The following is an 8,975-nucleotide window of genomic DNA, read 5'->3' as shown; positions in this document are numbered from 1 at the left end:
GCTTGATTTACAATCTTTTCTCGCAACACGTCTTGATGAAGGGTATAAAGCCAGTAGTGCTGCTCGTTTATTAAGTACTATGCGTCGATTATTTCAATATCTTTATCGTGATAAACAACGTTCAGATGATCCAAGCGCATTGCTTTCAACACCAAAAATACCTAAGCGATTGCCCAAAGATTTAAGTGAACAACAAGTTGATAATCTACTCAATGCACCTTGTATTGACGAACCTATAGAACTACGTGATAAAGCCATGCTTGAAGTCCTTTATGCTTGCGGACTTCGTGTTTCTGAATTAGTCGGGTTATCATTACCTGACTTAAGTTTACGTCAGGGTGTGATAAGAGTAACTGGTAAAGGTGATAAAGAACGATTAGTGCCTTTAGGTGAAGAAGCGGTTTACTGGCTAGAAAATTACCTACAATATGGAAGGCCTCTCCTTATGCAAGGAAAAACAGATGACATCGTTTTCCCAAGCTTGAGAGGACAAAAAATGACGCGCCAAACGTTTTGGCATCGTATAAAGCATTATGCTGTGATAGCAGGAATAGATACCGAAAAGTTATCACCCCATGTATTACGTCATGCTTTCGCGACACATCTTTTAAATCATGGAGCAGACTTGCGTGTTGTACAGATGTTATTGGGACACAGTGACCTCTCTACAACACAGATTTATACCCATGTTGCTACAGAACGCTTAAAAACGCTCCATCAGCAGCACCATCCAAGGGGATAGCCTCTTATAGTGGGCTTATAATAGGAATTTATAATGAAAAAGAAAATGCTATGGTTGCCTATGTTATTGAGTATAGCGTCAATGCCTGCGCTTGCTGATAACAACTTAATTGAAGCGCAACTGGCTAAAATGCAAATTAAAGCGGAAAGCATTCAACCTACACCCATTGTAGGATTAAATGCCGTGCTTTCTGAAAAGGGCATCTTCTATATTACTGATGATGGTAAATATCTCACCGCAGGCCCTATTTATAATATTAATGGGGATGAGCCTGTCAGTATTGCCAATAAAGTTATAATGAAGAAAATAGACTCATTAAAAAATGAAATGATAGTCTACAAAGCGCCGAATGAACGCCATGTCATTACTGTGTTCACCGATATCAGTTGTCCTTATTGCCAGAAATTTCATAAAGAAGTCCCCGAATTAAATAAAAATGGCATTACCGTTCGTTATTTAGCATTTCCTCGTAATGGGATAACGAATAATGTGGTGAGTAAAGAAATGAACGCAGTTTGGTGTAGTGGTTTCCCTAATAAATCGCTTGATAGTGCATTTAAAGGGGACAACATCATCGCAATTGATGAGTGTAAAAAAATTAATATTAATGAGCACTTTAAAGTTGGCACAATGATGGGAATTAAAGGCACACCGGCTATTGTATTACCTAATGCAACAATTTATGGGGGATATATTTCCGCCAATAACTTAGTTGAATTACTTGATAAAAAAGAGAAGTAATAACGTTTTATGGTCACTATTGAACCGACATTGCGTCGTCGTATAGCTCTGTCAACGCAACTTCCTGACAGCCTCGATCCTTTATTACGTCAGCTCTATGCTAATCGAGGCATTACATCAGAAGAACAACTTGAGCGTTCGTTGAGAGGATTGCTACATTATAATCAACTTACTGGTATTGAGAATGCTATTGCATTACTGATTGATGCTCTTAATAAACAGTCACGTATTGTTATCGTCGGCGATTTTGACGCTGATGGTGCAACAAGCACAGCATTAGCCATAAAAATATTACGACAAATGGGATTTCAGCACGTCAATTATCATATTCCCAATCGTTTTGATGATGGGTATGGTTTAAGCCCACAAGTTGTTGATGATGTGGCTAAAAAAGGTGTTGATCTGATTATTACTGTGGATAACGGTATTTCTTCTTTTGAAGGTGTCAGCCTTGCCCATGAATATGGCATTAAAGTCCTGGTTACAGACCACCATTTACCAGGTCAATCATTACCTGACGCTGATGCAATAATTAATCCGAATTTAGCCGATTGCGCTTTTTTATCGAAATCATTAGCGGGTGTTGGTGTTACGTTTTATTTAATGACGGCGTTAAGAGCAGAGTTAGAAAAACAAGGTTTTTTTGAAAAACATAATATCACACGTCCTAATATGGCAGATTTTCTTGATTTAGTTGCATTAGGTACTGTTGCTGATGTTGTACCATTAGATGAAAATAACCGTATTTTGGTTTATGAAGGCTTACGCCGAATAAAAGCAGGGCGTTGTTGTGCTGGGATTAAAGCATTAACAGAAGTTTCTCGAAAAGAACTTTCTCAATTAGTCAGTAGTGACTTAGGCTTTTCTTTAGGACCTCGATTAAATGCGGCAGGCCGGCTTGATGATATGTCAGTAGGTGTTGCATTACTACTCACAGATGATATTGGTTTAGCGCGCCAAATTGCAAATGAGCTTGATGGGCTTAATCAAACTCGACGTGAAATTGAAGCTGGAATGCAAGAAGAAGCCTCAACTATTTTTCGTAAATTTATGGGAAATCAACATGATTTACCTAATGGACTAGCGATTTATCATCCTGAGTGGCATCAAGGTGTTGTAGGTATTCTAGCTTCTCGTATTAAAGAAAAGCTTCATCGCCCTGTAATTGCTTTTGCGCCTTGTGGTGATGGTTTATTGAAGGGCTCAGGTCGCTCTATTAGTGGTGTTCATCTACGTGATGCTTTAGAACGACTGAATACATTAAACCCTGATTTAATGCTTAAATTTGGTGGCCATGCTATGGCAGCTGGCCTTTCACTTGAAGAAGAAAAATTTCCACTCTTTCAACAGCATTTTTCTTCTTTAATGAGTGAGTTAGTATCAAAAGACCAATTACAAGGTATCATTTTTTCTGATGGTGAGTTGTTAGAAAACCAACTTTCATTGCCTATTGCTGAAATGTTAAGGGAAGCAGGGCCTTGGGGACAAGCATTTCCTGAGCCATTATTTGATGGCAAATTCATTTTATTACAGCAACGCATAGTGGGTAGTAAACATTTAAAAATGACGCTTCAACCTTTAAATGGTCATCTGATGATTGATGCTATTGCTTTTAATGTTGATACCAATATTTGGCCTGATAATAGCATTAAAACGGTTGAGCTTGCTTATCGATTGGATGTTAATGAATTTAGAGGTCAGCGTAATGCGCAATTATTAGTTGAGCATATTTGGCCTTACTAACATGAGTATAGAGACAAATAACGGGATTAGGGAAGGTAATTGATGTCATCACTGTCCTATAGACAATTGTATATAAATGCTATAAACCCGCCGTTATATCCGTTACAATATGCGGTTCAAAATTTATTCCAATTATTGTTGAAAACAACTAAAGACGAAAAGTATGTTTGAAATCAACCCAGTAAAACACCAAATAGAAGAAGTCTCTGAGCGGACAAGCGTCCTCAGGGGGTATCTTTGACTATGATGCGAAGAAAGAGCGTTTAGAAGAAGTTAACGCTGAATTAGAGCAACCTGATGTCTGGAATGAGCCAGAAAGGGCACAAGCATTAGGTAAAGAGCGCTCATCTCTTGAAGCGATTGTTGAAACTATCGATCAATTAGAACAAGGACTAGAAGATGTTTCTGGTTTACTTGAGCTTGCTATTGAAGCTGACGATGAAGAAACATTCAACGAAGCTATCGCTGAATTAGACCTCTTAAATAAAAAACTTGAACAGTTAGAATTTCGCCGCATGTTTTCTGGTGAATATGATAGTGCAGATTGCTACCTCGATTTACAAGCGGGCTCTGGCGGTACAGAAGCGCAAGACTGGGCAAGTATGTTAATGCGCATGTATTTACGCTGGGCTGAATCAAGAGGTTTTAAAACCGAAATAATTGAAGAATCTGATGGTGATGTGGCAGGTTTAAAATCAGCAACTATAAAAATCATTGGTGAATATGCTTATGGTTGGTTACGTACTGAAACTGGCGTTCATCGTCTTGTACGTAAAAGCCCATTTGACTCTGGTGGTCGTCGCCATACATCATTTAGTTCCGCCTTTATTTATCCTGAGGTTGATGACAATATTGATATTGAAATCAATCCAGCTGATTTACGTATTGACGTTTACCGCGCATCAGGCGCTGGTGGACAACACGTAAACAAAACAGAATCTGCTGTACGTATAACCCACGTTCCTACAGGGCTTGTGACTCAATGCCAAAACGATCGTTCTCAACATAAGAATAAAGATCAGGCAATGAAGCAAATGAAAGCGAAACTGTATGAATTGGAAATGCAGAAGAAAAATGCAGATAAACAAGTAATGGAAGATAATAAGTCAGATATTGGCTGGGGTAGTCAAATCCGTTCTTATGTCCTTGATGATTCTCGTATAAAAGACTTACGCACTGGTGTGGAAACTCGTAATACACAAGCAGTGTTAGATGGTGATCTCGATAAATTTATTGAAGCTAGCTTAAAAGCGGGCCTGTGAGGAAAAACATGTCGCAACAGCAACAAGGTGCGGAACAGGCACCTGATTTAAATAACGAAATGAAAACACGCCGCGAAAAATTATCGGTATTACGTGATAACGGTATCGCTTTCCCTAATGATTTTCGCAGAGATGCAATGTCTGACGAATTACATCAAAAATATGATGCAATGAGTGCAGAAGAGCTAGAAGCTGCGAATATCGAAGTGGCTATTGCTGGACGTATGATGACCCGTCGTATTATGGGTAAAGCATCATTCGCGACATTGCAAGACATGGGTGGTCGTATTCAGCTTTATGTTTCTCGTGATGATTTGCCTGAAGGCATATACAACGAGCAATTTAAAAAATGGGACCTTGGTGATATCTTAGGTGGCCGTGGTCGCGTATTTAAAACTAAAACAGGTGAATTAAGTATTCACTGTACAGAATTGCGCTTACTCACTAAAGCATTACGCCCATTACCAGATAAATTCCACGGTTTATCAGATCAAGAAATGCGTTATCGCCAACGCTATTTAGATCTTATTTCTAATGAAGATTCTCGCCGTACTTTCCAAATCCGTTCAAAAGTCATGTCAGCCATTCGTCAATTTATGGTGAATAAAGGCTTTATGGAAGTGGAAACACCAATGATGCAAACTATTCCTGGTGGTGCAAGTGCGCGTCCATTTATTACTCATCATAATGCGTTAGATATCGATATGTATCTGCGTATCGCACCTGAGTTATATCTGAAACGTCTTGTGGTTGGGGGCTTTGATCGCGTATTTGAAATTAACCGTAATTTCCGTAATGAAGGTGTTTCACCACGTCATAACCCAGAGTTCACCATGATGGAACTCTATATGGCGTATGCTGATTATCGTGATCTTATCGACTTAACTGAAGAATTATTCCGTACTCTGACACAAGATGTATTAGGTTCTTCTGTGGTTAAATATGGTGAGCAAGAATTTGATTTTGGTAAACCATTTGAAAAACTAACCATGAAAGAAGCTATCTGCAAATATCGTCCTGAAACAGAGATGGCAGATCTTGATGATATGAATAAAGCAGTGGCAATTGCTCAATCAATTGGTATTAAAATTGAGAAAAGCTGGGGCTTAGGTCGTATTCAATGTGAAATCTTTGAAGAAGTTGCAGAAAGCCATTTAATTCAACCAACGTTTATCATTGAATACCCTGCTGAAGTTTCTCCTTTAGCGCGTCGTAATGATGATAATCCATTTATCACAGATCGTTTTGAATTCTTCATTGGTGGTCGTGAAATCGGTAATGGTTTCTCAGAACTTAACGATGCACAAGATCAAGCCGATCGCTTTGAAGAGCAAGTACGCCAAAAAGAAGCGGGTGATGATGAAGCGATGTTCTTCGATCATGACTATATCACGGCATTAGAGCATGGATTACCACCAACAGCTGGTTTAGGAATTGGTATCGATCGTATGGTCATGTTATTTACAAATAGCCATACTATTCGTGACGTTATTCTATTCCCAGCGATGCGCCCTGAAAAATAACCGCTGTGTTTATCGAATAATTTAATAACGTATTTATTAAATTTAAGTGAATATGCAAAAGCCACTCTATTAAAGTGGCTTTTTTATTTACTAAAAAATTATTTAAATAACTAACTGAATATTGAAAATTTTACGGCTATTCTTATTATCGAAATATTGCTGTTCAATGAAGTCGGCGTATAATTAAAAAGCCATTGCGAGCGTAGTTCAATGGTAGAACGAGAGCTTCCCAAGCTCTATACGAGGGTTCGATTCCCTTCGCTCGCTCCACTTTATTTCTCAATTATCCTTCCCTAAAAATATATTTACCTTAAGTTAATTTGTTTCTAAATAATACTAATTAGTATTAATAAATTAAATAAATATATGCAAATTAAATGTTAATGATATTAATTATTATGTTGATAATTATTATCATTAGAGTATATTTCTTAGCTTCGATTAATATATAAAGGAATATAACCTTATAAATTATATACCTATTTCTATGTTAGATGGGGCATCAATTAATAACTAACACTTGAATAAGTGACGTTAAAACAGGGATGACGTTTTAACAATAATGACATTATTCGATGACATAAAACTTTTATAGTTGATTAATGAAAGGCATGACTTTAATGATATTTAAAACTAAGAAAAACATAATAACCTTGGTTGTTTTATGCACTTCAACGTCATCTTTAGCAAGCCAGAATACGCCAGCAAATCAAGAAGACAAACTTGTTGTAACTGCAACTAAATCAAAATTAAGTAGTAAACATATTGATACTAATGATGTAAGTACAATTAGAGGAACGACTAACTCTGATATATTTGCTAATGAATCCTCACTACAAATAAATAACTCACGAAATGAAGCCGGTGCTTTAGATATTGGAATACGTGGATTACAAGGTAATGGACGTGTCCCAATTATTATTGATGGGAGCCTGCAATCTACAAATACATGGCGTGGTTATCAAGGTAGTGCTGATAGAACCTATATTGATATGGACTTAATCGATACCATTGATATACAAAAAGGGGCTTCGATGAGTAAATTCTCAGGAGGCGCTATCGGTGGTACTGTCAAACTTAAAACGATTTCGGCAAATAGTATTATTCCAAAAGGGGATAATTTAGGTTTCCTGTTTAAAGGCAATATTTATAACAATAATGTCAGACCAACCATTAGCTCTGATGAAACATCTCAAGGTAGTTATAAAGTTGCTCAAAGTATAAAAGGCTCTCGTTTTAATAATGGCGCTTATACTGCAGGAATGGCATATCGAAATGATAAATTCGATTTCCTTGTTGCTTATAGTGATAGAACTCAAGGTAACTTCTTTGCTGGTAAACATGGTTATGATAAATATAAAAATACAGATTCACCGATTAAACCAGGTGGTGAAGTTGTTAATACCAGCTATGAAAGCAAATCGACATTATTAAAAACGAATATCTATTTCTCTCCTTATTCCAGTGTTGAATTTAATTATCGTCGACATGAACAAAAAGCGGGTGAAGTATTAGCGGCTTATTGGTATCAATCAAATGGAAAAATGGCGCAATGGTCACTTGGATCTGCGAATATTGATACCGCCTCAATGAATTACTCATATAAACCTGAATCTTTACTTATCGATCTTAATTTAGGTGTATGGTGGACAAAAGGGCGTTTTAATCAAAGAAACGGCTTAACTGATGATGTTACTGCACATTATGGTAACCAATATCAGCACCGATATTCGGATGAAAGAATGGGATTTAATTTAGAGAATACCTCTAAGTTTGCAGATTATCCGATTGATATTACTTATGGTGTGGAATTTATGGAACAAAAAACCAAGCCATTAAATAAGCGTTATCAGCCTATCTGGTCTCCAACAGGAACAACAGCGGGTGATGAACTTCCTGCAGTAACTCGTAATGCGAAAGGAACTAATAGTTCTGCATTTGTCAATGCAGAATATAAACATCAATGGTTCACAACATTAGGTGGCTGGCGTATTCATTCCTTTAAAGTTGACGATCATAATGAAGGAAAAAGTCGTAGTTATGGCCCTAAAAACGACTTCTTTGGTGAATTACGTTTCCATGTAACTAATGAAGTTGATATTTATAGCAAATATTCTGATTCTTATAGAGAACCAAGTTTATTTGAAAGTACAATGTCAGGACAAACATATTCTTATGCGCCTAATGTGCCATTAAAGCCTGAACATGCGAAATCATTCGAAGCGGGTATTACGCTAGATAAAAAAGATCTTATCGCGCAAGATGATACAACATCGTTACGCTTTGCCTATTTTAATAACAATATTAAAGATTATCTGTCTCAGGGCGTAAACCCTAAATTAGAAGATTGGTCATCCCCTTATGTTGTGACGAAAAACCACGATAGCTTCAAACTATCAGGTTATGAAATTGAATTAAAATATGACTCTCGCTATGCATTTGGTTCATTAGATGCCACGTTTTATAAGAATGCTCAACTTTGTTCTAGAGATGAAATGGAATTAGGAAGATTACCATCAGCGTGTAATACCGTTGGTTTTGCATGGGGATTATCACCTTCAAGAATTCCACCTAAAAAAGTCTTTACAGGTATTATGGGTATTAAAATGTTCGAACAAGCATTACAAACGGGTGTGAGAGTTCGTTATAATTCTGGCAAAGATTATCCACAAGAATGGTTAGCAGGAACAGCTGCTGCACCTGTACAAAAATTATATTCTTCAACAACTGTTGATCTATTTGGTAAATATTCTCTTAGAAAGAATATTCAGCTAACGTTCAACGTTGATAATTTAACTAATCGTTATGCATTTGATCCTGGCACGGTTATTTATATGCCGATCCCTGGACGTACTGTCAGATTAGGCATAGAAACAACATTCTAATTGTTTAATTTTTAAAAGATCAGCTTAGTTATTTAAGCTGGTCTTTTTTCAATTTCATAGTTTACTGTGCTTAAATAAA

The 8,975-nt window shown here is 36.9% G+C and carries 6 protein-coding genes and 1 tRNA gene; all 7 read left to right on the top strand.

The features are described 5' to 3' along the window. Window positions 1–742: site-specific tyrosine recombinase XerD (xerD, locus tag M983_RS04015; RefSeq protein ID WP_066747400.1), on the top strand; the 742-nt coding region annotated here is incomplete at its 5' end. A 33-nt stretch (window positions 743–775) separates the two neighbouring features. Further along, window positions 776–1,483 carry a bifunctional protein-disulfide isomerase/oxidoreductase DsbC gene (dsbC, locus tag M983_RS04010; RefSeq protein ID WP_066747397.1) on the top strand — a complete coding sequence of 236 codons (708 nt, stop codon included), beginning with the start codon at window positions 776–778 and terminating at the stop codon, window positions 1,481–1,483. Between the two features lie 9 nt (window positions 1,484–1,492). After that, complete coding sequence (gene recJ / locus M983_RS04005) at window positions 1,493–3,226, top strand: single-stranded-DNA-specific exonuclease RecJ (protein WP_066747394.1); 1,734 nt, start codon at window positions 1,493–1,495, stop codon at window positions 3,224–3,226. Window positions 3,227–3,389: 163 nt separating this feature from the next. Continuing rightward, window positions 3,390–4,488, top strand: a protein-coding gene (prfB, locus tag M983_RS04000) for a peptide chain release factor 2 (protein ID WP_157091924.1) whose coding sequence is annotated in 2 segments (ribosomal slippage) — window positions 3,390–3,464 and window positions 3,466–4,488 — 1,098 coding nt in all. Because the reading frame shifts where the segments join, the coding sequence is not laid out codon by codon here. 8 nt (window positions 4,489–4,496) lie between these two features. Further along, window positions 4,497–6,011 carry a lysine--tRNA ligase gene (gene lysS / locus M983_RS03995; protein WP_066747389.1) on the top strand — a complete coding sequence of 505 codons (1,515 nt, stop codon included), beginning with the start codon at window positions 4,497–4,499 and terminating at the stop codon, window positions 6,009–6,011. Window positions 6,012–6,207: 196 nt separating this feature from the next. Continuing rightward, window positions 6,208–6,281: transfer RNA gene (locus M983_RS03990), tRNA-Gly, on the top strand. Window positions 6,282–6,631: 350 nt separating this feature from the next. Next, entirely contained in the window at window positions 6,632–8,896 is a 2,265-nt protein-coding gene (locus M983_RS03985; RefSeq protein ID WP_066747388.1) for a TonB-dependent receptor domain-containing protein, read from the top strand. Window positions 8,897–8,975 lie beyond the last annotated feature (79 nt).

Origin of the sequence: Proteus myxofaciens ATCC 19692 (genome assembly GCF_001654855.1) — a bacterium.
In the GTDB taxonomy this organism is placed as follows: Bacteria; Pseudomonadota; Gammaproteobacteria; order Enterobacterales; family Enterobacteriaceae; genus Proteus; species Proteus myxofaciens.
This window is presented reverse-complemented; position numbering and strand designations above follow the sequence as displayed.